At 68.6% G+C, this 23,571-nt stretch carries 19 protein-coding genes; 14 read left to right on the forward strand and 5 right to left on the reverse strand.

Annotated features, from left to right (window positions below; translation table 11 throughout):
- Positions 1 to 216: 216 nt before the first annotated feature.
- The 3 genes from ACFYYB_RS26070 to ACFYYB_RS26080 all read right to left on the reverse strand — a co-directional run bounded on the left by ACFYYB_RS26070 (position 217) and on the right by ACFYYB_RS26080 (position 4,031).
- A complete protein-coding gene (locus ACFYYB_RS26070) occupies positions 217 to 1,344 on the reverse strand; it encodes a glycosyltransferase family 4 protein (RefSeq protein ID WP_389437950.1) in 1,128 nt (375 codons plus the stop codon).
- Entirely contained in the window at positions 1,341 to 2,660 is a 1,320-nt protein-coding gene (locus ACFYYB_RS26075) for a hypothetical protein (protein ID WP_389437951.1), read from the reverse strand. The genes ACFYYB_RS26070 and ACFYYB_RS26075 overlap by 4 nt, the downstream gene beginning before the upstream one ends.
- Before the next feature lie 114 nt (positions 2,661 to 2,774).
- A complete protein-coding gene (locus ACFYYB_RS26080) occupies positions 2,775 to 4,031 on the reverse strand; it encodes a nucleotide sugar dehydrogenase (protein WP_389437952.1) in 1,257 nt (418 codons plus the stop codon).
- A 66-nt stretch (positions 4,032 to 4,097) separates the two neighbouring features.
- On the opposite strand from ACFYYB_RS26080, the gene ACFYYB_RS26085 reads away from it, so the two are divergent.
- On the forward strand, positions 4,098 to 4,871 hold the full coding sequence (locus ACFYYB_RS26085) for a glycosyltransferase family 2 protein (RefSeq protein WP_389437954.1): 774 nt from the start codon (positions 4,098 to 4,100) through the stop codon (positions 4,869 to 4,871).
- Between the two features lie 134 nt (positions 4,872 to 5,005).
- Here ACFYYB_RS26085 and ACFYYB_RS26090 read toward each other — a convergent pair whose 3' ends face one another.
- Together ACFYYB_RS26090 and ACFYYB_RS26095 are read right to left on the reverse strand one after the other, a co-directional pair.
- A complete protein-coding gene (locus ACFYYB_RS26090) occupies positions 5,006 to 5,902 on the reverse strand; it encodes a TauD/TfdA family dioxygenase (protein ID WP_389437956.1) in 897 nt (298 codons plus the stop codon).
- Positions 5,903 to 6,399: 497 nt separating this feature from the next.
- A complete protein-coding gene (locus tag ACFYYB_RS26095) occupies positions 6,400 to 6,807 on the reverse strand; it encodes an ATP-binding protein (protein WP_389437957.1) in 408 nt (135 codons plus the stop codon).
- 528 nt (positions 6,808 to 7,335) lie between these two features.
- Between ACFYYB_RS26095 and ACFYYB_RS26100 the strand changes: the two genes are divergently transcribed.
- The 13 genes from ACFYYB_RS26100 (at position 7,336) to ACFYYB_RS26160 (ending at position 23,525) form a co-directional block, all read left to right on the forward strand.
- Complete coding sequence (locus tag ACFYYB_RS26100; protein ID WP_389437958.1) at positions 7,336 to 8,184, forward strand: helix-turn-helix domain-containing protein; 849 nt, start codon at positions 7,336 to 7,338, stop codon at positions 8,182 to 8,184.
- Entirely contained in the window at positions 8,181 to 8,411 is a 231-nt protein-coding gene (locus tag ACFYYB_RS26105; protein WP_389437960.1) for a DUF397 domain-containing protein, read from the forward strand. The genes ACFYYB_RS26100 and ACFYYB_RS26105 overlap by 4 nt, the downstream gene beginning before the upstream one ends.
- Positions 8,412 to 9,541: 1,130 nt before the next feature.
- A complete protein-coding gene (locus ACFYYB_RS26110) occupies positions 9,542 to 10,549 on the forward strand; it encodes a conjugal transfer protein (protein WP_389437961.1) in 1,008 nt (335 codons plus the stop codon).
- Positions 10,546 to 10,866 (forward strand): hypothetical protein, encoded by a 321-nt coding sequence (locus ACFYYB_RS26115; protein ID WP_389437962.1) that lies wholly within the window; start codon positions 10,546 to 10,548, stop codon positions 10,864 to 10,866. Before ACFYYB_RS26110 ends, ACFYYB_RS26115 begins: the two co-directional genes overlap by 4 nt.
- A gap of 20 nt (positions 10,867 to 10,886) precedes the next feature.
- Complete coding sequence (locus ACFYYB_RS26120) at positions 10,887 to 11,372, forward strand: hypothetical protein (protein ID WP_389437963.1); 486 nt, start codon at positions 10,887 to 10,889, stop codon at positions 11,370 to 11,372.
- Positions 11,372 to 13,939: an ATP-binding protein gene (locus ACFYYB_RS26125; RefSeq protein WP_389437965.1), complete on the forward strand. Its 2,568-nt coding sequence runs from the start codon at positions 11,372 to 11,374 to the stop codon at positions 13,937 to 13,939. The genes ACFYYB_RS26120 and ACFYYB_RS26125 overlap by 1 nt, the downstream gene beginning before the upstream one ends.
- Positions 13,936 to 14,274: a hypothetical protein gene (locus ACFYYB_RS26130; RefSeq protein WP_389437967.1), complete on the forward strand. Its 339-nt coding sequence runs from the start codon at positions 13,936 to 13,938 to the stop codon at positions 14,272 to 14,274. The genes ACFYYB_RS26125 and ACFYYB_RS26130 overlap by 4 nt, the downstream gene beginning before the upstream one ends.
- Entirely contained in the window at positions 14,271 to 17,117 is a 2,847-nt protein-coding gene (locus ACFYYB_RS26135) for a hypothetical protein (protein WP_389437968.1), read from the forward strand. The genes ACFYYB_RS26130 and ACFYYB_RS26135 overlap by 4 nt, the downstream gene beginning before the upstream one ends.
- A 155-nt stretch (positions 17,118 to 17,272) precedes the next feature.
- Positions 17,273 to 18,238 (forward strand): NlpC/P60 family protein, encoded by a 966-nt coding sequence (locus ACFYYB_RS26140; protein WP_389437969.1) that lies wholly within the window; start codon positions 17,273 to 17,275, stop codon positions 18,236 to 18,238.
- Positions 18,239 to 18,785: 547 nt separating this feature from the next.
- Positions 18,786 to 19,148: a hypothetical protein gene (locus ACFYYB_RS26145; RefSeq protein ID WP_389437971.1), complete on the forward strand. Its 363-nt coding sequence runs from the start codon at positions 18,786 to 18,788 to the stop codon at positions 19,146 to 19,148.
- The gene (locus ACFYYB_RS26150; RefSeq protein ID WP_389437972.1) at positions 19,130 to 21,724 is read left to right on the forward strand and encodes an ATP/GTP-binding protein; all 2,595 of its coding nucleotides are present in this window, start codon (positions 19,130 to 19,132) and stop codon (positions 21,722 to 21,724) included. Before ACFYYB_RS26145 ends, ACFYYB_RS26150 begins: the two co-directional genes overlap by 19 nt.
- The gene (locus tag ACFYYB_RS26155) at positions 21,721 to 22,629 is read left to right on the forward strand and encodes a replication-relaxation family protein (protein WP_389437973.1); all 909 of its coding nucleotides are present in this window, start codon (positions 21,721 to 21,723) and stop codon (positions 22,627 to 22,629) included. The genes ACFYYB_RS26150 and ACFYYB_RS26155 overlap by 4 nt, the downstream gene beginning before the upstream one ends.
- 680 nt (positions 22,630 to 23,309) lie before the next feature.
- Positions 23,310 to 23,525: a hypothetical protein gene (locus ACFYYB_RS26160; RefSeq protein ID WP_389437974.1), complete on the forward strand. Its 216-nt coding sequence runs from the start codon at positions 23,310 to 23,312 to the stop codon at positions 23,523 to 23,525.
- Positions 23,526 to 23,571: the final 46 nt, after the last annotated feature.

The following is a 23,571-nucleotide window of genomic DNA, read 5'->3' on the forward strand; positions in this document are numbered from 1 at the left end:
ATACCGGCTACGGACAAACGTCCCATGGGCGACCACGAGGCCGCCGAGTAGCCGGCCGAGTCCTCGCCGGGAAAGGTGAGCGGTCAACAACACGCTTGCTTCCTGTTGACACGGATGTCGACCGTGCCCGGCTCCTCACGTTCTCAGGGGCCCGGCCGCTCCATGCCCTCGTGTCGACGCTATGACTCAGCCTGTCAGTTGCCCTGCGCTCCATCATCAAGTTGCGGTCGGGTGCCGGGAGATAACGCGGAGCGTCAGTTCGCGAAGGCGGCGGCCGGTAGTGCTGATGTCGTATCGGTGCGCGTTGTTGATGGCCGCCTTGATCAGGCCCTTGCGCCGGGGGAAGTCCCTTCCCAGCCCGTCTAGGACCAGGGCCAGCGAGCACGGGTCGCCGGGAGTGTAGGGAGCACCAGCGTTCCCGAGGAGTTCCCTCACACCGGGCAGATCGGAGTAGGCAACCGGGAGTCCGTGTGCCTGCGCCTCGATCAGGACGAGCCCGAAGGCCTCCAGGCCCTTGGTCGTGAAGACGAAGGCGTCGAAGTTCGGCAGGCGGTGCCACAGTTCGGTGCGGGGTAGGAACGGGTCGAAGTGGACCCGGTCCCGGAGCCCGAGTTCGATGGCTTGCTGTTCCAGATGCTCGCGCAGGCTTCCTTCGCCGATCACGGTCAAGTGGTGCGGCTGATCGGTGAGGGTGAGGGCTTCGACGGCGGTGATCGTGGATTTGTTGTCGTCGAGACGGCCGGCATGTACCAGAGACAGGGGTCCGGTTCCGGTAGGCGGTTGATCGCGTACCTGCGCATTACTCAAAGGGATGCCCCACGGGATGACGGTGAGTCGATCGGTGAATCTGCGTCCAGTGAGATGGTCGATGCGGTCGGCGAGGTAGGAGGTCGGAGCGACGATCGCGGCGCTTGCAGCAGCGACTTCATTCATGACCTCGCGTTCCGGTGCGCTGCGCTCGGCAGCCATCAGTTCGGGGCCGTGCGCGATGGTGATGATCGGAATGCTGTCGGCGGTCCGAGTGAAAGCCAGGCTGAGAGCGAACCCGAGGTACTGGGCGTGGATGGCGTCCGGCCGCGTTCTCTCGATGAGCGCGCCGACTTCACGGGTCAGCTCGTCTACGTAAGGGCCGAAGTCCGGGCCTTGAGGTCGTTTGGTCGTGGAGAGGGTGATCATCTGATCGAACGCTGCCTTCCAAGCCTGATCGACCGGGGCCCTACCCAGGAAGGTCGTGTGGCTGTCAGGCATCGCGCCGTAGAGATCGTGGACGAGGATCGTGCTCCCTGACGAAGGTTCGGAGATGCGGTTGATGCCGGTCAGGATGTTCAGGAGCCTGGTGGTCATGCGGGTACCTCGTTCATGGGCGACCGTCGGGTGGGGATCGGTGATCGAGCTACCGGGGTCAGCTCGACGCGTGATACGTCGGCGGCGTCGTGCGTCTCGCGCTGTCGTGGCGGTGCCCACCACGACGCTAGGTGCGGGGTGAGGACGGCCGTGATCTCCTCGTCCGGGTGCAGGTAGCCCTTGCGGTCTGGTCGTGCCGTCCATACTCGAACTGCCGATCGGGGATAGGCTGGATTGATCCCAATTTCTCCCTTGGGGATGACGCCGTTGAAGGGTGTGGGGATTCCTTCGCAGTTCCAGTAGTCCCACGCCTCCAGCGCCTTGGCTTTCTCGAAGCAGTGATACAGGTGCTGGTAACGGGACATGTACCGGATCTCACGGAAGATCATCTGGCCGATCAGTCCGGGCGCGGCCTTCTGGAGGGTGCTGAAATCGGCGCTCTGGAAGGTGACGGCGGCGGCGTCTTGAGATGGGTGCAGCGCGATTTGGGCGAAGAGGTGGGAGAGCCGTCGCCGGACGTACTCGGCGACTCCCGGGCCGAGAGCCGGCTCAATGCCTCCGATGAGCTGAATGAGCCGGTGGTGGCGCGGATTGAAACGGGCCAGGTCGAACAACCGATCCATCCCATCCACAGCGGCGAAAGCCAGCCTCTTGTAGAGCGAGTTGTTCAGTTCTCCAATCTGGGCGAACGTCTTGGTCTCCGAAGTGGCGGAGTGGAGCATCAGGTACTCGGACAGGACCTCGAAGTACAGGTAGCCGAGGAACGGCACGTGGGCCACGGCGTCAGCCAGCTGGTCGATGAACTCGGGTGCTGCACTGCGCTGACCGACGGCGTTGCGCAGCGCAAGGTCGAGGAACGGGGCGCCTGCACGCAGCCCGGTCAGTACGGCGCGGTTGAGCTGGTCATTCTCCGCGGGGGTGAGGAAGCTCTGGTACCGCTGGTAAGTACGCAGGTGGATGGCACCGAGATGCAGGTAGTCGATGCCCTTGGGCGGGACCGGAGCGTCCGGGGTAACCTCGAAGACCAGGGCCTTGGTGGAGGGCTTCGTCCGCATCAGGTAGGCGCCGAGGTTGTGTGGGCGCAGCCCCTCGCGCTGGCTGGTGAGAGGCGAGCAGTACAGGGCCCCGACCAGGCATCCGGTGGAGACGTGCACCTGCCGGCTGATGCGGATGGCGTCGATGTCCCTGGTGACGTGCAACAGGTGCAGAGGCTTTCCGCTGACGAGCGCTTCGGTCATCGCATTTCGCAGTAACAGCGACCCGTTGGGGGTCGAGCAGTGCAGGTACTGGCGCCAGTCACTCTCGCTCTCCGCCAACGAAGCAGGAGACCGACGCTGCGGGGGCCTGGTGTAGTCCGTGTGAGCCTGTTCCCATTCGTCGCGCACGAGATCTCCAGGAGAGTTGACAGCCGATCGGGCGATGGCGAGCAGCTAGAGAACTTCGACGTTGGGTCCTGACAGGCGGTTACGGCAGTCGAGGACGTAGGGAGCGTTCTGCTGGATCATCGCAAGGTCGAATCGTGCGTGGTCCATGAGAAGCACCACGGCGTCGGAAGCAGCGATCTCCTGCGCGGTCGCGTCCACCAGGGGCACGTTCAGGTAGGTGTCGTCGCCGTACCGGAGGTTGGGCTCGGCGCCGCGGACGTCGGCGCCGAGGTTGATCAGTAGTTCGGCGACACGTGCCGAGGCCGACTCGCGGAGGTCGGTGGCGTTGATCTTGTAGGTCATGCCGAGCAGAAGGACCCGGGAGCCGTGGATGGGCATACCGCGCTCTTCGAGTCCCTCGACGAGCCGCTGGACGACGTAGCTGGGCATGTGACGGTTCACGTCGGCGGCGAGCTCCACGAACCGGGAAGGGATACCGAGCTCCTGCTGGACCTTCCAGGAGAGGAAGAGCGGGTCGACGGGCAGACAGTGTCCGCCGACCCCCGGCCCCGGGGTGAACCGTGTGAAACCGAAGGGCTTGGTCGCGGCGGCGTCGATCGCCTCCCAGATGTCCACACCGAGCGGCTTGGCCAGCATCGCCAGCTCGTTGACCAGGGAGATGTTGACGAACCGGAAGGTGTTCTCGATCAGCTTGGCCATCTCGGCGACCCTGGTCCCTGACACAGGCACGGTCCTCTGGAAGATGCCGTCGTAGAAGGCCGTGATCACTTCGAGTGATTTATCGGTGATACCGGACACCAATTTCGGGGTCCCCTCGAACGACCAGCGCGGGTTCCCCGGCGCGATGCGCTCGGGGCTGAAGCCAGCCAGGAAGTCCACCCCTCCCTTGAGGCCCGAGACCCTCTCCAGGACCGGCACCAGCAGCTCTTCGGTGGTGCCGGGATACGTCGTGGATTCCAAGACCACAGCCGCGCCGGGGCGCAGGTACTCGCCCAGGGTCCGGGCGCAGGACTCGATGTAGGTCAGGTCAGGCACGTCATCCCGCAGCGGGGTCGGCACGGTGATCACCGCGATGTCGAAGCCAGCCAGCGTGGTGGTGTCGGTGGTCGCGGAGTAGGCGCCGCTGTCCAGGACTGCGCGAAGTCGCGTGGAGGTCACGTCCTCCACGTAGGAGTGGCCAGCGGCTAGCTGCTGCACGCAGTGAGGGTCCACGTCGTAACCGACGACTCGGTGACCTACCTCAGCGGCGCGTACGGCCAGGGGAAGTCCAACGTAGCCCTGACCAGCGATAACGATCTGCATGGCAGCTCCTACTCGGTTGCGGTGTTTGAATGGGACTTTCATTCCTGGTCTGGCAAGGAGATCGCTGTGCCTTTGGTGTCCGTCGTGATGCCCGTGTACAACTCGGCGTCCACCCTCGGCGCAGCTGTCCGCTCGGTCCTCTCGCAGACCCACAGCGACCTGGAGCTGCTGGTCACCGACGACCGGTCCTCCGATGGCTCCCTCGATCTACTCCGTGAGCTCGCCGAGCAGGACGAACGCGTCCTGCCACGGGTGGCACCCGAGCGGGGCGGTGCGGGCCGTGCCCGCAACCTCGCCATCGAGCGGGCCCGCGGGGAGTACATCGCCTTCCTCGACAGCGACGACATGTGGCTTCCAGAGAAGACCGAGAAGCAGCTCGCCTTCGCCGCCGAAGGCGATGCGCCGCTGACGTTCACCTCGTACTTCAAGATGGACGCCGACTACGACGGCGAGAGCACCGACTGGATCCCCAACGGGCGGGTGGTCCGGGCACGGTCGCACGTGGACTACCGCGCGATGCTGGTCCAAGACCACATCGGCGCCCTCACCGCCATGTACTCCCGCACAGTGCTGGGCACACGGCTCATGCCGACGATGCGCAAGCGCCAGGACTACGCCCTGTGGCTGTCGATCATGCGGGATGGCGCTGACGCCCGAGGTCTGGCTGAGCCGCTCGCGGTGTACAGGGCCCACCAGGCGGGCTCCCTGTCCTCCAACAAGCTCTCGCTGGTCCCGTACAACTGGGAGCTGTACCGCCAGCACGAACACCTGTCTGTCCCGCAGTCGACGCGGGCACTGGCCGGCGCCGTGTGGCAGTCGCTGCGCAATTCGCGCATCTAGCTCCGCGCACAGGCCCGGAAACCCTGGCGCGCGACTTGTTCCGGGTGGTGCCAACCCGGCCCCCTGAGCGTGCCGCACTCTGTGGGGGCTGGACACGGTAGCGGTCTGCGGTAGGTCACCGGTGTGCTCGCCCCCTACGCGGCCGGGCCGGAGGCGGCCCCCGCGCGCAAGAACACTTGGAGGAGCAGCCGCCGGTCGGCAACCGGAACGGTCTCCTGACCGATGTGGAGCGCCTCCCGGCCGTGCAGGAAGCGGCGCTGGTTCACGATGAGGTAGTCACCGGGCTGGAGCATGAAGGAGACCTGCCCGCGGACGAGCTCATCGGCAAGCTCCCGGGCGGCGTCGGCGTGCGCGCGGCCGAGCGGGGACCGCTCCAACATCTTCGCGGTAAACCGGACGAACCCGCCCGGGTCAATGCCGTCCAGGACCGGGAACGGCTTGTACTCCGCGCCGACGCCGTGCAGGTCGAAAAAGGTCCCGTAGTGGTAGGCCGGCTCGGCCAAGAGCGCGCGGCTGTTCTCCGAAAGCCGGGCCACCGCCGCGTGGGGGTCGGAGAGGATGCTCGGGCCGCCACCAAGCGGGTCCGGGCGGACGCACAGGAGCGTGGTGTAGTCCGGGGGCAGGCTCCCGTTCACCAAGTCCATGTGGAGGGCGTTGTACCCAATGCCGCTGGACTTCCCGGGGTCCTTGCCTACCTTGACCCCGATGTCCTTCCACAGGGGCCACCGAGGGAAGGGCGAGAAGGGAACGGCAACCTCCGCGGCGAAGGCCGTTACCAGCCGTAGAAACCGGTCGTCGGCCCCCAAGGCCTTCGCGAGACTGCCCAGGCGCAGCACGGCGTATCCGCCGTTCTCTCCGTTCAGGCTGTGGTGCAGGGTCGCGGCGACTTCCTCGAACCACGGAGTGGCCGTCAGCTCGATCCGGTACTCATCCATGGTGGACTTCGCCAGGAACGGACCGTCCAGTCGCCAGGGCGGGAGGGAGTGGCCAACCAAATCGGCTTCGAGTTCGCTAGGAAGGTCGATGAACACGTTGGGCTTCCTTCTCTTGGGGATCTCTGGTGGCGTTCGGGTGCTGCTGTCGTTCGGGCCCCGAAGGCGGTTCGGAAGCGGGCGGGTCTCGTCGGGCCGTGGGCTATCGGGAGTGCGTATGTCGTCGGGATGGCGCCCAGTCCGGCGGTTCAGTCCTCGGAGTACGGGGCCGGTCCTTCTGACCGGTGACGGCGTGGGTCGCGGCGGCGCCGCGCTACCACCGGACTTCAGAAGCCGGGGCGGGTGCGGGAGCCACAGCGGCAGGACCGCTGGCGTGTGGCGGGTTCTGAAGCTTCGGAGGTGTAAGTGGTTCTGTCCGCCGTGTCGTTGGCCGGCCCGCAGGACGGCTGTGCTTCGGCGGCTACTCGCTCCGGGACGGTGATCGAGGAAGTCAGCAGGAGTCTTGCGATCACGTTGCTGTCCGGGCTGGCGTGTCGGCGTTTCCGGCTCGGGCTGAAACAGCTGGGGCCGTGTAATTCGGCCCCTGTCACCGTCGTTTACGACGGCCCCTTGTTGGTGGTGAGCTCGGCCCAGACCCGCTTGCCGGTCCCGAGCAGGTCGCTGCCCCAGCCGGTGGCGAGCTGGTCGATGAGATGGAGACCGCGGCCAACCTCGGCGTCGGGGTCCACGAGGACGGGCGAGGGTATGGTGCGGCTGGTGTCGGTAACGACGATCCGTACGCAGTCCGGGTGGCGCGTGACCGAGACACCGACTCGGTCGGTGCGAGTGTGCCGGATCGCGTTGGTGACGAGCTCGGACACGATCAGCTGTGCGTCGTCGACCAAGTGGTCAAGGCCCCAGGTGTGAAGGTAGAGGGTTACGTCGCGTCGGGCACGGGTGGGTGCACTGTCGCGGGCCAAGTAGCCGTCGCTGTAGCGCTGGAGGCCGATGGGTGCTGCGTCCACGTCTTCCGCCGGTGCGCCGTTCACCAGCCAGCCCTGGCGGTATCGGACTGCTGCATGACGTCTGCAATGAGTTTGGTAAGGCAGTGCGGGTTAGACGCCGGGCGTCGCCTACAAGGAGTGCGATTGGTGGCGCTCTGGCTCATGGGTGACCTCGACAAGTCGGGAGCGGGTGTTGGGACGCTGCCTCGTGTCCTCAATGGGCGTGGTCACGAGGTTGTTCTGCCGGGCCATGCTCTGGGCCGGCTGATCACAGAAAGTGACAACCTAACCTTAACGTGATCATCTGATGACACATGGTTACGGCGTCACATTGGAAGAATGCACCCGATGACACGATCCCTGCAACCATTGCAGCCAAACTCTCAACGATTGTGGGGATGTTCGATCGACTTCCTATCCCCTAGCCGGGCAGACTGACCCGGAACGAGGACGCTCCACCCCGGAAGGGGAAGATCCCACCCCCGCACCGACCGGCAAACCCGCAGAGAGGTCCAACTCCCCGTGCCCACACCGCCGCTTGTGCAGACCGTGCGCAGACGCCGTCTCGGCAGCGCGCTGCGAACCTTCAGAAAGAACGCCGGCTTCGACACCTACGACAGCGCCGCGCAGGCGGTCGGCTGGGATGGCAGCAAGATCAACCGGATCGAGAATGCCAAAGCCCACCTGCCGATCAAGGACGTCAAGCCGCTGCTGAAGACGTACGGGGTCACCGACGAGACCGTGGTCACCGCCATGGAAGAGCTGGCCCGGGACGCCAACAAAGTCGGCTGGTGGAGCAACTACGGCGACCTACCCGAGACCAACTACAAGGACTACATCGGCCTGGAAGAGGATGCGGAGTCGACCCGGATCTACCTGCCCGGCCTGATCCCCGGCCTCCTCCAGATCCCCCAGTACTCCCGCGAGATCATCACCGCGACCGCAATCACCCGGGACAGCGACGAAGTCTCCGCCCTTGTAGAGATGCGCAAGAAACGCCAGGCCATCCTCACCGACACCAACCGGCTCGGCGGCCCCCTCCACCTGTGGGCCGTGATCCACGAGGCGACACTGCACTACCGCTCAGCGACCCAGCCCACGCTGATGCGCGAGCAACTGCGCCACCTGCTCGACATGTCCGAGCTGCGCAACATCACCATCCAGGTGATGCCCATACTCGCCAACCCGCACCCCGGGATGGTGGGCCCGTTCCACATCGTCCGGTTCCCCCACCCCTGGCCCACCGTGGTCAGTGTGGAGACCATCCGCGGCGGGACCTTCGCAGAAGGCACCGACGACGTGAAGGTCTACGAAGCCGCATTCGAGCGGATCGTGGCCGAAGCACTCCCCGTCAACGACTCGCGGGAGAAGATCAAGACCATCATGGAGAAGTCATGAACACGAACAGGCTGTACGCCACCGACCTGCCCCAGGCTCCGTGGCGCAAGTCGTCGTTCAGCGACGGCGGCGAACAGTGCGTCGAGATCGCCGACACCCGGCCCACCCACGGCTTCATTGCCATCCGCGACTCGAAGAGGCCCACGGGCCCGGCACTCGCCTTTACCGAGTCCGCGTTCACTGCTTTCCTGCCGCACGCCGTACACGGCCATACCCAAACGGCCTGACCAACCCACAGAGCGGTCAAGGCCCGGATTCCCCCAGCCTGCAGCGGGGGGATCCGGGCCTTACCTGAATGGCCATACCCGTTCAGGCCCACACCCCACACGGCCTCCGCCGCGCGGTGACCATGCACAGCACACCGCAGTGAAGCTGCGAGATAAACCCACGATGACAGCTGTGGTCCAGGTGCTCCAGGCCGGTACGGACAGCCTCCGCCATCGTGCTGCAGGGCACACTCCAGGGACAGAGCGCGGCCCTTAGGCGGGGGGATACGGCCACGCCCAGTGGTCAGATCCTCAGTCTGGCCTTCGAACCGTAGATTCCGCGCGAACGGGACGGCCGTCGAGCTCGTAGATCAGGTGATGTGTGTACGCCCCCCGTCAATTTCTGTACTTACGGGACCGTCGTCTCGATGGTCTCAGCAAGCAAGTAAGCGAGCCGTCGATTCCCGCATCAGAGTGGGCATGGATACGGCCAGCTCCAGCGACGTGATGGTCCGTCGATTCCCTCGCGTACGGGAGGACAGCCCCCATCCCAAGGTCCTGGTCACGGTTGTCCGTCGATTCCCGCCGTGGCGGGACGCACCTGAACCAGCAGAGCAAGCCGACCTCGCCGTCTCACCGATTCCGTGGGCACGGGACGCACAGTGTGCCGGAGATGGGGACGCGGTCGGGGCCCGTGCTCATGCCGCCAGCGTCTCGATCCCCGCGCCCCGGCTCACCCGGAACCGCGAGGGACCGGTGGAGTCGCGGTCCACGGCCCAAGCGGTGTCCGCGCACCGACGTGGCCGGGCCGCCCACCCCGACCACCCCCTTTGACGCCCCGGTCACCGGTCCGTCCGTCCAATGGAGCCGGTGAGTCGACGGAGAACCCAAGGGGCTCGCCGGTGATGTCACCAGTCACCTGGAGAGTAGCGGGCCTGTAGGGCTGTGACCTGCGGTGGGGGGGCGTGGTGAGTCACCATTCCGACTGTAGCTCACCTGTGATGTCGGAGGGATTGTCGTGGGGAGCGTCCCGGTGAGGACGCCGCCGTTTCGTGGGGCAGAGCACCTCCCCTCCCACGGAAGGCATGACCATGAGTTCCACTCCACTACGCCGTGAACGTACGGCCCGGCGGACACTCGCCTCGTCGGCTGTGGCTCTGCGACAGGCTCGTCCCGAGACCGTCCCGGGCTGCCGCCCGGTCTCCCGCGGGCCCCGGTTCGCCTGGATCGGGATCTGGACCGCGCTCGCAGCCGGTCCCCTGGCCTTGGCCGTCGCCTTGGCCTCGCCGGAGACGACGGTGGCCCAAGCCGCGCCCACCGCGCGCGTCTCGGACGGCGTCCGGCCCCCGGCCGAACCGGGCGGGGTGGCGGAGATGTTCGTGGAGCTGTGGCTGCGTTCCGACGCCGCTGCTCCTGACAGCAGCGTGGCGGCGGCCCTGCGGGCGCTGGCCCCGCAGACGGAACTCCCGAAGCGGCCCGGCTCCGAGGCCGGCACCCCGGCGTCGACGGGCCGTGCGGTCGCGGTGCGGACGTTGAGGGGGCCCGGAGGTGGGTGGACGGTAGTGGTCGCGGCGCTCGGTGGCCGCGACCAGGCCGTGCCCGCCGCGCCGGGAAGCCCCGTAGCGGAGGCTCCGCTGGTGCGGTACTTCGCGGTGTCCGGGACCAGCGGGAGGGACGGGGGCTCGGTCACGATCAGCGGTTCCCCTGCGGAGGTCGCCGCGCCGGACGTGGTGGCGGTGGCTGAATCCGGGTTCAGCCACCGCGTCCCGTCTTCGGGAGCGTTGGCGAGCTCGCTGGGCGAATTCGTCCGCGCCTACCTGGGCGGTCAGGGGACGGGGCTGGAGCGGTACTTGTCGCCGGGGCTGGAGGTGTCCGCGCCCAAGGCCGCTCCGTACGTACGGGTGGACATCGAGGACGTAACCGCGAACGCCGAGTCCGCCGTCGGGGCTGCGGTACCGGCGGACGGGGCTCGGGCGCGGGTACGGGTCCGGGTGATCGGTGAGGACCGGGCGGGGGTGCGGTGGCCGCTGGCCTACCGGCTGGAGGTGATCGCCCGGGCCGGACGCTGGGAAGTCAGCGCGCTGGAGGCCGGCGTCACCGCGCCGCTGACGGGCTCGGCGTCCTCCTCCCCTGCGGCCACCGCGGGCGGTGCCCGATGAATCCGCCGAACTCGGTGATGCTGGCGGGCCAGCTCGACGCACTGGGCGACTCCCTGCTGGGGACGCTGGGCGACTGGAGCGACACGGGCCTGAAGGTCGCTCTGACGGTGGTGGTCCTCGTCGCGATCGTCCGCAACTTCTCCCTCAAGGCCGGCATCGGCGCCCTGATCGCGATGATCATCGCGCTGGGCCTCTACAACTCCCGCAATGACCTTTCCAACATGTTCACCGACGAGGTCAAGCACCCTGCCATCGGAGCTGGATCGGTCACCCTCGTCGTTGCCCCCGACGGCACGGCGGGCGGAGAGGTCCTGTGAGCTCGGCGGGGCAGCCGCGGGTGGCGCGGGTCTACACCAGCGCGCGCCGGCACCCGTGGGTTCTGGGCAAGCTCGGCGACTGGACAGTCCCCTTCGGCCCCTACACGCCGGCGCAGCTGGTCGTACTGGGCGGTGGCGCGTTCACGCTCATCAAGACGTACGCCTGGTGGTCGTGGGCGGGCCCCGTCCCGGTCCTGCTGTGGGTAGGACTGGTGTGGGCGGTGCGCGGTGCGCAGATCGCTGGGCAGAACCCGTTCACTGCGCTGCTTGGGGTGGTCACGCTGTTGATGCAGCATCCCGCTGGGCGTATTGGCGGCCGTGTTGCCCGTGACAGGCAGCCGTCTTACCTGCGGGGCTTGCTTGTCATCGAGCCCGCACCCGAGTTGTCGCCTGCTCTGCGGGTGGCCACGGCGGTGGCCGCGGCGGCCCGAACCCGTGCGGCTGCGGGCTCGGGTCTGTCCCGGCTGGTTGCTGATGCAGCCGGGACTGCAGAGAGGACGGCGTGATGCGGACTCCGTTGCGGCATGTCGCCGGACACCTCCTGTGGTCGACGTCTTCGCGGGTTTGGGCGGTGTGGCGGGTGACTGCCCTGCCGGGCGGCTACCTGCCAGCCGAGCAGCACCAAGAGCTGCTGGACCGGATTGCTTCGTTGGTGCGGTCGATGCCCGGGATGGACCCGCGTCTGCTCGTGCTCGCCGCGCGCATCGACCCGGGCGAGATCGCCGAGCGGATGACTTCTGGGCTGGACTGGCAGCGTCTTCCGGCCTGGGCGGAGACGTGTGCGGCGACGGTGGATCTACTCACTGGGCAGGAGATGCACGAGCGGTCCCTGTGGCTCGCCGTGCCGTTGCCGGGCAAGGGCGGTGCCGCTACGGCTTCTCTGAGCAGCCTGTACGCCGAGCTGTCTGCGGCACTGGACCTTGCGCCGGTGCCGGTGGCGGAGGCTGAGGTTGAGGCCGCGTTCGAGGAGGCCAGCCGGATTCAGACCTCGCTCGGTGGCGGCTTGGGCCTTCGACCGGCGTCGCCGGCGGAGATCGTTTGGATGCTTCAGCACGCCGTTCACCGCGGTCTCGACCAGGAGCCGCTGCTCTCGGATGCCGAGTACAGCCCTCTGTACGGCAGCCAGGTCCGTGAGGGACAGCTCCGCTCGCCGTCTTACGCGGACTTGGGCCGGATCAGGCTGGCCGAAGGCGGGCGGGAGACCGGCACGGAGGCCAAGAGCTCTGGGAGGCCGTGGTGGCGTTCGGCCGGAGCGGCTTCGCCGCTGGGGCGGCGTTGGCTGCAGGTGGAGTCCGAGGCCGGTACCGGCTACCAGGCCCACCTGGTCTTGGCCGAGCTCCCGCCGGCGGTGTCGGTCCAGCACGCCGATGTCCTTGCCCAGCTTGAGGCGATGCCGTTCCCCGTGGACGTGACCGTGGACCTGCAGGTGGTCCCGGCGAGGAAGGCCCGCGCCCAGGTCCAGCGCAAAAAGCGTGAACTGCTGGACCAGGCTGGGCAGTACGGGGCGCAGCCCACGGGGATGCCTCACTCGCTTCCGGATGCTGCCGGGGATCTGGCCGAGCAGGACGCTCGGATGGCCCGGACCTCGGTCGAGGTCGAGGTGCAGTCGGTGACGGTGCTCAGCGTGTGGGGCCCGGACTCGGCGACCTGCGACGCGCGGGCGCGGGAACTGTCGGCGGCCCTTTCTGGCGGCGACTACCGCGTGGAGCGCCCGTACGGCATGCAGGAGGAACTTTTCGCTCTCGGGATTCCGGGCGCGGTGCGGGCGCCGAAGCTGGGTCAGTTCACCCAGCATCAGCTCTCCGAGGACTGGGCCGCCAGCGGCGCCTTCACGCTGTCGCGGGTGGGGGATCCGGCGGGGATGATGATCGGCCACGACCTGGACTGCGGCACGATCCGCCCCGTCCTGCTGAACCCTGCCGATGCGCCGCAAGTCAACGCGTCCGCGTCCTGCGCGGTCGTCGGTGACCTGGGAAGCGGAAAGAGCGTCCTGGAGAAGCTCGTCGCCGGCACGGTGGTGGACCGGGGCGGGCGGGCGATCGTCATCGACCGGACACCGATCCGTGAATGGGCGGCGTTCGGGCAGGGCGCGATGGGTGATCGCTGCCAGGTCATCGATGCCGCCCGGGCACAGATCTCCATCGACCCGCTCCGTGTGTTCGGCGGGCCCGTCGGTGCCCACTACGCCCTGTCCTACCTGACTCTGCAGCTGGGGGTAGGGGCGATGACGGCTGGCGGCGCCGTCCTCCACCACGCAGTCGAAGAGGTATCCGGCTGCCCGGATCCGTCCATGGGCAAGGTCCTGGACGCCCTGGCCTCCCTCGCCGAACTCGGCGGCGGAACCGCGCGCGGGGAAGCCGCGGCGACCATGGCAGACCTGCTGCGGATCGTCCGCGGCAACCCCCTCGCCGCGATGGTGTTCGACCCAGAGCTCCCTCCCGTCACGCTGCACGGGGACCTGGGCGCCGACTTGGTGGTCGTCACCACCACCGGACTGACCCTCCCCCCACGCGAAGCGTTCTCCGACATCGAGGTGCTGCGCCAGCAACCGCTCGAAGCGCTGATCGGACGAGCCGTGTTGTATCTGATCGCGGCGATCGCCCGTCAGGCAGCTTTTACCGACCCTGAGCGGTTCTGCCTCGTCGCAATGGACGAGTCCTACTGGCTGACCTCCTCGGCGGAAGGCTCCGCCCTGGTCCACGAGATCCTCCACGACGGCCGCAAGCACGGCGCCGGCGCCTTCCTCGGCGCCCACGACGAAGAAGAGCTCGGCAAGGACTCCGCCCTGATCGCCTACCGGTTCCTGGCCCGCACCACCGACACCGCCCGCGCAGCCAAAGGCCTGCGCTTCCTGGGCCTGGATGGCGAAGACAAAGACTTGCTCCGCCTGGTCACCACCGCGCTCTCTCCCGTCGGGCAGGTCGGCCGGGAGGGCGAAATGCTGCTGCGCGATCCACGCATGCAGGTCGGCCGGATCAAGGTCGTCGTGCCCCCGGTACCCCGCATCAAGGAATCCATCTACACCACGCCCGGCCGCACCACGCGGCCCGAGGCCTCGCGGGGGAACCGATGACCCGAACAAGCGGAGCGCGGCTGCTGCTCGTCACGGCCGTCACCCTGCTCCTGCTCACCTGCACCGTCGCCGCCTGGGCCCTGCCCCGTACCCACACGAACGCCACTTCTGGCCCGGCGGCCATTTCCGCGGAGGCCGTACATGGCCCCTGCGGACGGATCCTCGGTCCGGCCCGCGACTACTGCACGCGGACCACCCGCTGGCCGGTGGCCGTGGCGGAGCAGGCGGCCTTGCGTGGGGGCACATTCGATGCGCGTTCCGGCCTGCTGTTGTTCTCCGCCGTCACCGTCGCGGCCGCCATCGGGCTCGTGTCCACCGCCGGGCGGCGTCTGTGACCGCCCGCCTCGACCGGGGGACGCTGCGTACGGCCGGGTTCGTCGTGCTGCTCACCGTGGTGTTCCTCGTCACGAACACCGCGGTCGCCGCGGCCGCCGACGGCACCGCATCCGCAACCGGCGCCGGTCTGCTGGGTCCCTTGGACATCCTCACCCGTGAAGGGGCACCCCTTAGCGGCTACCAGTTGGACGCCGTGGTGGCCCCGCCCAAGGGCATCCCGGCGGTCGGCATGATCGAGAACGGTGGTGTGCCGGACATCGACGTGATCGGGCACACCCAGCGCCTCGTGATGAGCGGTCTGTTCACCCTGGTGCGCCTGCTGGTCGGCCTGTCCTGCTGGCTCATCGGCTTCGTGTTCAAGTTCCCGCTCCTGACGTTGTTGACCGGACCAGCACAGCGCCTCGCCGACGCCTACCAGCAGCACGTCGTGGGGGCTCTGGGCCTCCAAGGCCTCCTGCTGAGCTGGGCCTTCGTCTTCGGGCTGATCCTTTTCGTGCGAGGCAAGGTCGGCACCGGCCTCGGGGAGATCACGATGACGCTGGTCATCACCGCACTCGCCGCCAGCGCCTTCATCCGGCCCGACTACCTCTTGGGCAAGGACGGCCCCCTTGCCCAGACCCACCAGGCCGCCATCGAGGTCGCGTCTATCACCACCAGTTCGTACTTCGACGACCCGGGCCGAGGAGGACGCCCCTGCAGCAGCCTGGTCGGACCAGCGCACGAGGCCTGTGTGAACGAGGAGGCTGATGCCAAAACGGTGTCCACCCCCATCCAGAACGCGCTGACCGACGCCTTGATCGTCAAGCCCTACATGCTCCTCCAGTACGGCCGCGTCCTCGACCCCAAGAACCCGGACGAAGCCGCCGCGTACAGGGCCCACGCGAAATGGATCAAGAGCGGTGGAAGGAGCGGGGGGAAGGGCAAGGACGGTAGCGACAACTCGAAGTGCGAGGGGGTCTTCGGGCCGATCAAGGAATCCTGTGAGGCAGCCACACAGCCTGACGTTTGTGACGGGATTGGACCAGCGGAGGACTACTGCAGGGGGGTTGGAGGCCCCGGTCGGCCCGGGAAGAATCCGTGCGACGCATTCGACGGGATCGCCAAGGACTACTGCGAACTAGGAGACGGCTCGCGGGAACAGGCGTTTTCCGTGCTCCTGAAGGATCTGGAGAAGGCCGGACCCGTCGGCAAGGCCTGCGCCGCGTACGCGATCACGCCGAGCTGGGACCGCGTGTGGTCGGTGATCTTCCTCCTTATCGCGGTCATCGTCGTCGCCCTCATGGTCGTATCGATGGCAGTGGTGATGCTCGGCTCGCAGGGCGCGGACGCGGCGGCCGCTGCGGCGGGCCCCATCGTGTGGGTGTGGGCGATGCTTCCGGGCCCGTCCCGGATGGTGCTGTGGCGGTGGTTGGGCGTCTTCATCGTGTCCGCGCTCGTCTCCTTCATGGCCGCGATGGCCCTTCCCTTTTTCGGGATCGCTGTCGACGCGCTACTGAACGACGCCGGGCCGGACCAGATCGTGGAACGGCTCCTGCTGGTCGACGCCTTCGCCGTCGCTTTCCTGGCCATGCACCGGCGGATCCTGGCCGCGACCGCCGGCTTCGGGCAACGCATGACCACCCGGATGCAGTTCTCGAAGATCGGCGGCAGCCACCTCTCCGGCGACAAGAGCGAGTTCGGTGCAGCCCTCGCTGTCCACGGTCCCCGCCCGGGCGCGGGAGCCTTTGGCTTGGGGGGCGGTCCCTCATCCGCGCACAACGCGTTCGGGGCACGGCTGCGTTCGCTGGGCAGCCTCTCCGCCCTCACCGACCCCGTCGGCCTGCCGTTCGCTCCCGGCCGGCTAGTCGGGGACGCGCTCGCTGAGGGCCGCCGTGGCATCGCCCCCCTCGCGCTGGCCCTGCGCGGCGCGCACGCCCTGCTCGTCGGTCCCCCGCCCGCCCGCCACCCTGCGGCCACAGCCCTCCACCAGGCCGCCAGCGGCCAGCACCCGGCGGGAGAAATGCAGGTCGACCAGCAGACCGGGGAAGTCCTGCACGACCCCGCAACCGACCGGCCCCTGCTCGGATCCCGGATCCACGCCCGTGCATCACGGCTGCGCAGCTACCGGGCTGGAGCCGGTACCGCCCGCGTCGCCTACGGAGCGACCATAGGCCTGCCCCGCACCCTGTGGCACGCGAGGAGGTCGGTGTCGGAGTTCACCCAGGATGCCGCGACGCAGCTTCGAGTCGCAGGCAGCTACGTTGGCAATGACCTCGGCGGCTGGGCCCCCGTGGGCCGGCCGGTTCTGCGGGCCGGGCGGGCGGTTGGGTCTGGGATCCGTAACGGTGGCCGCATCGTAGGGGACGCGCTGTGGGAACGACCTGCCGCGCCCTCCTCGGCTACGGACGACAACACGAGCGGCATCAGCTACCCCAGGGACCCTTCGGTAACCCGCGTAACCTCTGGGCCGGCGGTACGCCCGGTCCCCCGTACAGACCCCCTTGCTGGCGATCGATCCGGCGGGGGCCCGACGTCGCCGACGCCCGCCCCGATGCGCCGGGCGGGATCCGGCTCCGCGGGGGAGGGGATCGAGGGAGGCAGCCCCAGGGCCTCTACGGGATCCGACAGGGAAGCGACTTCTCGGCCGGCTGTCCGCCCCGCCCCAGGGCCAATCCTCCCCCAAGAGGAACGACCCCTCAGCCGCCGAACACCTCCCCCACCGCCAGGGCGTCGCCCCCGCTCGCCGGAAACCGGCCCAGCGGACGGACCACCGCCGGCACAGAGCCTTCTGGAAGAGATCCGCCGGCGGCGGGAGCAGGAGCGGGAGAACGAGCGGCGCCGCCAAGACGGGGGTTCGGAGTGAAGCGGTGGAGGAAGCTAGGGTGCCTTGGCCTGCTGATCATGGTGGCGGCCCTGTGCTGTACCGGACCGGTCCTGTTGTCCGCAGCCGCCGGAATCCGCGCCGGGGGGACGGGGGGCGAGGCCGGGGGCGCAGCCGCGGCCGGAATCCCTGAGCGCTTGTTCGCCGCCTACCTCACCGGAGCTGCCCAGGTCAACGCACACGTGAGTCACTGCATGGGCATGCGCTGGCAGATCCTGGCTGGTGTTGCGCGGGTGGAGTCCAACCACGCCGCCGGCCGCACAGTTGGCGCGGTCGGGGACATCACGCCGCCCATCCTGGGACCGCGCCTGGACGGCTCCGGGGCCGGAGGCAACACCACTGCCATCCCAGATACCGACGACGGCCTATGGGACGGTGACACCACATACGAACGAGCCGTAGGCCCCTTCCAGTTCCTGCCCGCCACCTTTCGCAGCTACGGCAAGGACGGCAACGGCGACGGAACAACCAGCCCGCACAACGCCGACGACGCCGCCGCATCCGCGGCCGTCTACCTATGCGGCAACGGGCGCGACCTATCCGACCGCGAGCAGCTGCGCGCCGCCCTGCACACCTACAACCAGTCCTGGGCATACGTCGACGACGTGCTGTCGGGCATCGACCGCTACGACGCCCTCGGCAACGTGCCCACCTTGCCGCCGTCGGGCAGCGCCTCCGCGGTCATCCAGGCCGCGCTCGCCCAGCAAGGCATCCCGTACTCCTGGGGCGGCGGCGGCCCCAGCGGCCCGAGCACCGGGATCTGCTGCTCCCCCGGCGGGCAGGACGGGCGTACGGTCACCGGCTTCGACTGCTCGGGCCTGACCCAGTACGCCTACGCGAAGGCCGGGATAGAGCTGCCGCGTACCGCGGCCGCGCAAACCGGCGCGGGCCAGCGCATCCCGGCGTCGGCGGGCGTTGGGGCCCTGCAGCCCGGCGACCTCGTCTTCTACGGCTACAGCCCCACCGCGGACTCCACCATCCACCACGTCGGCATCTACCTCGGCGAAGGAAAAATGATCAACGCGCCCCGGCCCGGTAAGCCGGTACGCATCGACCCGGTCACGGCCATGCCCGACTACGCAGGCGGGGCCCGGCCCCTTTGAAGTTCCCGAATGGGAACGCGACGTCCGGCCGTCCAGCTCACCGAGTCTTCGCGCCGTTGACCTGCGATGGGGAGTTCCTGGTGAGGCGCCTGGTGAGTCCCCGCCGCGAGTGTTTCTCACCTGTGATGCCACAAGGGTCACCGCGGTGAGCAGACCGGTGAGGACGCCGTCGTTTTGTGGGACAGACCCAAACCCCTTCGCGAAAGGCCTCTTCATGGCCGCTCGGGCACCAGCCTCTGCACACAGCACCCGCACCCGTTGGCCAGGAGGCCGGCTCCTCGCAGCCGCCGCCCTCCTCACCGCGGCCGGAACCTTCCTCCTCCACTCCGGACTCAGCGACAAAGGCAAGGCGGTGGCCAGCGGAGGGCAGCGACCCCAACCAGCACCCTCCTCGCAGGCCGAACTCCCCGCGCCGAAGCCGGCTTCCTCGTCCGTAGGCCAGCCGACTGAGCTGGCGCGCTCCACCACCCAACCGCACGTCCTCCGCGACCACACACCCGGCCGGACTTCGTCGCCGTCCGCCACCGGCCACACCGCTCGCCTCTCCTTGCCGTCAGGGCCAGCCGAACTCCCGCCGCCCGGCTCGGGACCGGCCGCCGACCCCCTCATCCAGCAGGCGCTGGACCAGGCCAGCGCGGCGGACCTGTCTCCTGCGGTCGAGCAGCAGGTTCTCGCTCTCGCCCGCACTGCCTGGCTGGCCGAGACCAACGGCTACACGCAGGTGCGGATCCAGGCCGCGACCGCACGCCGCGACACCCCGGCCCCAACCGGCGCTGGACTGAGTGCCATGCGGGTGGTGGTGCGGCTGGTGTGGGCCGGAGCCGACCCGGCCGGAACTTTCCTCGACGGCCGCACCGCAACCGTCCGCTTCACCCAGAACGGAAATGGATCATGGAGCCACACCCTGTGAAGGCGGCCGGGCTCCTGCGAACGGCCGCAGAGGCCTTCACCGCCTTCGAGGCCGTCGTCGACTGCGCGGCGGAGAACGCCTGGTGGCTGGTGCTGGCCGCGGCCGCCATCTGGGCCGCCTGGGAGTTCCTGCAAAGGCGCCTCGCTGCCGAGGCCCTGACCAGGCATCTGCATGTGGAGCTGGTGCCCACCGGCGAGTTCGATCCGAGCGCAGAACAGATCTGGCGCCAAGGGATGCAGCTGATCCGTGCCGCCGGCTCCGGACCATGGTGGACGCCCCGGCGGGCCCGGGCGCTGCGGCTGCGGTTCCGCGCAGACGGCCTCCGACCCCTCAACTACCGGATGAAGGCGCCCGCCTCGGCACACGGACTGTTGGCCCAGACCCCCTACGGCGACCACGTTCAGGTGAAACCGGCCAATCCGGTAGCCGACAAGCGCCGCGAGCACACGGTGCGCGCAGTGCTGACCCTGCACGGGAAGCCCGGGTCGCGCCTGCGTGACGTCCCGTTGGACCCGGATCCGCTGCAGCCTTTGATCGATGCCGTCGCCGGCCTGAACGCCGAGCTCGGTGATCTGGCCGAGGTGTGCGTCGACCTCTCCCCCGCCTCCCGCTGGCAGCTGGCTGCCCATCGCCTCCGCACGATGCAGCAGGCCCGCAACGACGCCCGCCGTGAAGCCCGTCGCGAGGCACGTATGCTCACCCAGGACTCCACCGACAGCGCATCCGTGGCTCTGGGGCGGCTCCTGGACCCGACACAATGGCGCGGGACCCGCCACGGCCAGATGGTGATGTCCCCCCAGCCCCGCCGCCTCGACCGGGACACCGTACTCGGCAAACTCGCTCACACCCCCGGGCTGGTGCGGGTGCAGATCCTGGTGCGCTGCGCCTCCGACACGGCCGGACGCGCGGAGGCACGCCTGGTGCGGATCGGCGCGGCCATGGACGTATACGCGGGCGCCTCCCGGCTTGCCTCCCAGGGCTGGTCACTGGGTCCGGTACGGATCGGGCCCGACCGGTGGCCTTGGCGGGAGCGCTTCGACGCACAGTGGGCCAGCGGGCTGATGCGGCCGGCCCGGTCCGGGTGGGCGCACATCGAGGAGCTCGCCGGGCTCCTCAAGCCGCCCACCCGCCAGGCGCAGGTGCCGCTGCTGGAGAGCGACATGCCCACTTTCGAGCGGGGCAAGGACCTCCTGCCGCAGGGCTGGCACCGGGGCCCGGACGGCAGGGAGCGACTGCTGGCCACCCACGAGGACGACACCCTCTTCGAAGTCCAGTCCGGCAAGGCCGGCTGGGGCAAGACGATGCGCGCCCTGGTCCATGCAGTCGCCAGCGCCCACAACGGCCGCGGCCTCGGGTTCGTCGACCCCCACGGCGACTCCCTCGCCGACGCGGCCCGCTACCTCGCCCACGACGAGATCATGGCGCGGATCGCTCTGTTCGACCTCACCGTGAGCCACCCCGACGACCTGCTGGGCAGCTGGAACCTCCTCGACATGACCCGCGGGCAGCCGCCGCACGAGGTGACCGCCGCGGTGGTCGAGGCGTTCGCGACGGCTCTGGGATGGGACGACGCGAGCACACCGCGCGCTCTCACCGTCATGACGAAGGCCGTCGAAGCGCTCGTAGCCGTCAACGCAGCCGCCATTTCTGACCGTGTCCCCGAGCGGCAGGCGACCGTGTTCCAGATCCGGCCGCTGCTGACCGACCCCTCCTTCAGGAGTCTGGCAGTGGCCGTTCTGGACGAGGAGAGCCGCAAGTGGTGGACGAGCATCTTCCCCGACCTCCCCAAGGAAGCGCTGCCCACTGTCCTCAACCCCCTGGAGCGCCTGGGCGCGAACCCCGTCATCCGGGCCTTCTTCGGCTGCCCCGTCAGCGGATACGACATCCGTCGCGCCATGGACGAGGGCCACGTCCTGTGGATTTGCCCGCCGGGAACCGGGCCCACCGACCGGCTGCTGATCTCCCTGATCGTGAGGGACTTCCTGCGCGCCGGCCTGTCCCGACGCGACCTCCCCGAGAAGAAGCGGCGCCCCTTCCGCCTCTACCTCGACGAGCTGATTTCCCTCGACCAGGGATCCGACACCGTCCTCGCCGAGATCACCGAGCAGCTGCGCAAGTTCGGCGCCCGACTGCACGGCATGACCCAGCTCATGACCCGGCTCTCCCCCACCACGCGCGCCGCCCTGCTGCAGAACGCCTCCTGCCTCTCCACCACGGCAGGCTCCATCGAGGCCATCACCCAGATCACCAACCAGTGGCCCGGCGCCACCGTCACCCCCAGCGACGTCGCCGGCCTCCACCGGTGGTGGCACTACGCGTCGTTCACCGTCGCCGGCGAGCGCATCGGGCCCCTGCGTATCCGCGGCCCCGAGCTCGAAGAAGTCTTCGGCGATCTGGCCCGCCGCAAGGAGACGGCTGCGCTGTACGAGGCAGCGCACCGCAACGTCGGCGCCCGTCCCCTGTCGGAGCTCACCGAGGAGGCGCTCACCCAGGAGACGAAGGTCCGCGCCTTCCTCAGCCAGAAGCGCACCACACCCGCCACCCTGGCCGACGACGCAAAGGACCAGTACCGATGAGCCCAGCTCCCACGCTCCAGCCCCCCACCGGCGACACCCACGCACGGCGGGCCCTAGCCCTGATCTCCCAGTACCGGCTCCTCACGAGCACCCAGCTCCACCAGATGCTCACCCCCCACACCCCACCCCGGAAGATCCACAACGTCCTCGCGCCGCTGCGCGAGGACGGCCTGATCACGCACACCACCCTGGGCGGGAAACACGGGATGCACGCCTACTTCCTCACCCCGGCCGGCGCCCAGACAGTCACCGACTGGCCCGAACTCCGCGGCCGAACCCCCACCACCATCCACAGCCCCGTCGCGGCCTCCCTGCGCGCCGCACATACCCTCACCGGTGTCCGCGCCCACCTCACCTTCCTCGCCGACGCGCGCGCCCATGGGGACGAGTACGAGCCCCTGGACTGGGTACCCGAGGTCACCCACCGCCTACCGGACACCATCGGGGAAGACCGGCTCATCGCGGACGCCGTCCTCCACTACACCGTCGCCAGCCCTCGCCGCCTGCAGTACCGGGCCTTCGTAGAGATCGACCGCACGACGATGAGTAGCGAGCGACTGGCCCGCAAGCTCATCTCCTACGCCCGCTTCCACAGCTACATCCCCCAGCCCGCAGGCCGGCGTGGAAACATCGCCGACCAGGGAGCCATGCTCGCCTGGCAGCGGTTCTACCCCCGCTTTCCCCGGGTCCTGTTCATCCTCACCGGCGCCGCCCGCCCCACCCTCACCCGGCGCATCGAGGACCTGCGACAGATGACTGCAGACCACGAACTCGTCACTCGCTTCGCCGCCCATGTCCCGCTCGGCGCCGCCGTCCTCGAAGACCTCGAAGCCCACGGTCCCCGGGCCAGGGTGTGGACGCCCCTCGCCGGTACCGCCGACCCTCGCGGCTGGACCCAGTTCTAACCCCACTCCCCCCGCGCGAAGGCGATCACGGACGCCCGCCGCATGTCGCCCTACAGGCAGCAGCCGACCTTGTCGGACGTGTCACTCACCTCGGAGCCACCAGATGACTCCGCTACCCCTGCCGCCCCGCGGCCCTCCCTGCATGGAAGGGCCGAACTACCGGGAGGCTCAGGACGACCACGCCGAACTGATCGACCAAGTCGCCTACCGAGTGGCTCAGATCGAGAGCGGGCTGATCGATTCCTACGGCGAGTACTCATTCACATGGCCGGACGCGCAGACACCCGGTGGTGAATAGCCCGCCCTGATCGTGACGGCCGACAAGCCAGCGGAGAGGCTCGGCGATCAGCTCCAAAGAGGGTTACCAGCAGCAAAGAACCAGCCATGACTGCCAGTTCCGGCCAGGATCCACCGAGACTCTTCACCGACTGAGCTGCTCCGCCGGGCAAGGGGGGAACTCGGCGACCCTTCGAGCAATTCATGCCCGGGTGAAGGCGTTTCAGGGCACGCAGGCTTTCTGCTTGCCTCTGCCCCAGAACGTCATCGGACCCATGTCGTTGACGTCATAGGGCGCGCTGCACAACGCACTGTGACGGCACTAGCACGTTGCATCAGCGATGAATCGGCGGACGGGAGCTTATAGCCACCCGCCCCACGATGGGACCACCGGGGAGTTCAACGTGACGACAGCACGACAGCACGACACCCGCGCTGACCGCCACCGACTGCTCCCGGCAGCCACCGCGGGGTACTCCCGAGTCGGTGAGTACACGGTGACCGCAACGACGACGTGGTCGGTGCACCCGGTCGGCGGCAGCCAGCAGGGCGACTTGACGACCACCAGCACCTCCCACACCTCGGTTCGCATCGGCGAGCTGCAAGTCGTCGGCCAGTAGCAGCTCCCCACAGCACTCGGTTCGTCCCTTCTTCCTCTTCTGGAGG

This window comes from Streptomyces sp. NPDC002886 (genome assembly GCF_042888445.1).
In the GTDB taxonomy this organism is placed as follows: Bacteria; Actinomycetota; Actinomycetes; order Streptomycetales; family Streptomycetaceae; genus Streptomyces.

Bases quoted from the DNA above. Each gene is read 5' to 3' on its own strand.
- ACFYYB_RS26155 (WP_389437973.1), top strand. From the start codon at position 21,721: ATGAGCCCAGCTCCCACGCTCCAGCCCCCCACCGGCGACACCCACGCA.
- ACFYYB_RS26125 (WP_389437965.1), top strand. From the start codon at position 11,372: ATGCGGACTCCGTTGCGGCATGTCGCCGGACACCTCCTGTGGTCGACG.
- ACFYYB_RS26150 (WP_389437972.1), top strand. From the start codon at position 19,130: ATGGAGCCACACCCTGTGAAGGCGGCCGGGCTCCTGCGAACGGCCGCA.
- ACFYYB_RS26080 (WP_389437952.1), bottom strand. From the start codon at position 4,031: ATGCAGATCGTTATCGCTGGTCAGGGCTACGTTGGACTTCCCCTGGCC.
- ACFYYB_RS26115 (WP_389437962.1), top strand. From the start codon at position 10,546: ATGAATCCGCCGAACTCGGTGATGCTGGCGGGCCAGCTCGACGCACTG.
- ACFYYB_RS26070 (WP_389437950.1), bottom strand. From the start codon at position 1,344: ATGACCACCAGGCTCCTGAACATCCTGACCGGCATCAACCGCATCTCC.
- ACFYYB_RS26130 (WP_389437967.1), top strand. From the start codon at position 13,936: ATGACCCGAACAAGCGGAGCGCGGCTGCTGCTCGTCACGGCCGTCACC.
- ACFYYB_RS26105 (WP_389437960.1), top strand. From the start codon at position 8,181: ATGAACACGAACAGGCTGTACGCCACCGACCTGCCCCAGGCTCCGTGG.